Annotated in this window: 1 rRNA gene; it reads right to left on the bottom strand. The window is 54.0% G+C overall.

The annotated features are described in order from the left end of the window. Positions 1–2,100: ribosomal RNA gene (locus ACFHYO_RS16060) — 23S ribosomal RNA — on the bottom strand; the annotation flags it as partial. Positions 2,101–2,110 lie beyond the last annotated feature (10 nt).

Below are 2,110 nucleotides of genomic sequence, written 5' to 3' on the forward strand. Positions count from 1 at the left end.
TCCACCGGAACTGGCGTCCCGGTTTCAGCGCCTACCACCTATCCTGCACATCACAATCCTGATGCCAGTGCGAAGCTATAGTAAAGGTGCATGGGGTCTTTCCGTCTAACCGCGGGAAGTCTGCATCTTCACAGACAATTCAATTTCGCTGAGTCCACGTTTGAGACAGCGGGGAGATCGTTACGCCATTCGTGCAGGTCGGAACTTACCCGACAAGGAATTTCGCTACCTTAGGACCGTTATAGTTACGGCCGCCGTTTACCGGGGCTTCAATTCGGAGCTTGCACCCCTCCTTTTAACCTTCCGGCACCGGGCAGGCGTCAGACTGTATACGTCGCCTTACGGCTTCGCACAGCCCTGTGTTTTAAGTAAACAGTCGCCACCCCCTGGTTTGTGCCCCCTGCCCACAGTTGCCTGCGAACAGGGCCTCCTTCTCGCGAACTTACGGAGGTATTTTGCCGAGTTCCTTAAACGTGGTTCTCTCAAGCGCCTTGGTATTCTCTACCAGTCCACCTGTGTCGGTTTCGGGTACGGTCTCATGGAGGGCTATTTCCAGGGACCCCGCAGCTGCCCGATCAATCCGTTAAGATCGAACAACCCTGAGGATCCGTCACCATCTCCTGGCCCAGGAATATTAACCTGGTTCCCATCGACTACGCCTTTCGGCCTCGCCTTAGGGGCCGGCTTACCCTGCTCAGATTAGCTTTAAGCAGGAACCCTTGGACTTTCGGCGACAGGGTCTCTCACCCTGTTTGTCGCTACTCATGTCAACATTCTCGCTTCTGATCACTCCACCGGATGCCTCACGGCCCGGCTTCACAGTCAGAACGTTGCCTCCGCTATCCCGGAGGATAGAAGAGGCGGCGTTCATTCACAGAACGCTCCGCTACCACGCACTCAAAGAGTGCATCCAAAGCTTCGGCTCGTGGCTTGAGCCCCGTTACATCTTCGCCGCAAGACCTCTTATTTAGACCAGTGAGCTGTTACGCTATCTTTAAAGGATGGCTGCTTCTAAGCCAACCTCCTGGTTGTTTTGGAAGTCTCACATGCTTTCCCACTTAGCCACGAATTGGGGGCCTTAGCTGTTGGTCAGGGTTGTTTCCCTCTCCACGACGGACGTTAGCACCCGCCGTGTGTCTCCCGGATAGTACTCCTGGGTATTCGGAGTTTGCTTAGACTCAGTAAGGCTGTGGGCCCCCATCATCCATGCAGTGCTCTACCCCCCAGGGTATTCGTCCGAGGCGCTACCTAAATAGCTTTCGCGGAGAACCAGCTATCTCCAGATTTGATTGGCCTTTCACCCCTAGCCACACGTCATCCGGACCCTTTTCAACGGGTGTCGGTTCGGACCTCCAGTTGGTGTTACCCAACCTTCATCCTGCACATGGCTAGATCATCTGGTTTCGGGTCTGATCCATCTAACTCATTCGCCCTTTTAAGACTCGCTTTCGCTGCGCCTACACCTAACGGCTTAAGCTTGCTAGATAGACCAAGTCGTTGACCCATTATACAAAAGGTACGCCGTCACTTCTCAAGGAAGCTCCGACTGCTTGTAGGCGTCCGGTTTCAGAAACTGTTTCACTCCCCTCGTCGGGGTGCTTTTCACCTTTCCCTCACGGTACTGGTTCGCTATCGGTCAGCAAGGAGTACTTAGCCTTCGAGGGTGGTCCCCCGATCTTCAGACAGGATTTCACGTGTCCCGCCCTACTTAATGCGTCCGATCAAACTTCCCGTACGGGGCTGTCACCCGCTATGGCTGATCTTTCCAGATCATTCCGGTCATTCTCACGGCTCGGCTGGTCCCCGTTCGCTCGCCACTACTGGGGGAGTATCTGTTGATTTCCTTTCCTCCGGGTACTTAGATGTTTCAGTTCCCCGGGTTCGCTCTTGTAACCCTATGTATTCAAGTCACAAGTCCCTGGTTAACACCGTTATTGATACCCGAAGGTGACAATAACAGTGTTTCAGGTGGGTTTCCCCATTCGGAGATCTTTGGATCAAAGCCTATTCCCGGCTCCCCAAAGCTTATCGCAGGGTATCACGTCCTTCATCGCCTCTTGCTGCCAAGGCATCCACCAAACGCCCTTATCGCGCTTGATTTGACCCGGAA

Source organism: Paracoccus panacisoli, assembly GCF_042435015.1.
Lineage (GTDB): Bacteria > Pseudomonadota > Alphaproteobacteria > Rhodobacterales > Rhodobacteraceae > Paracoccus > Paracoccus panacisoli.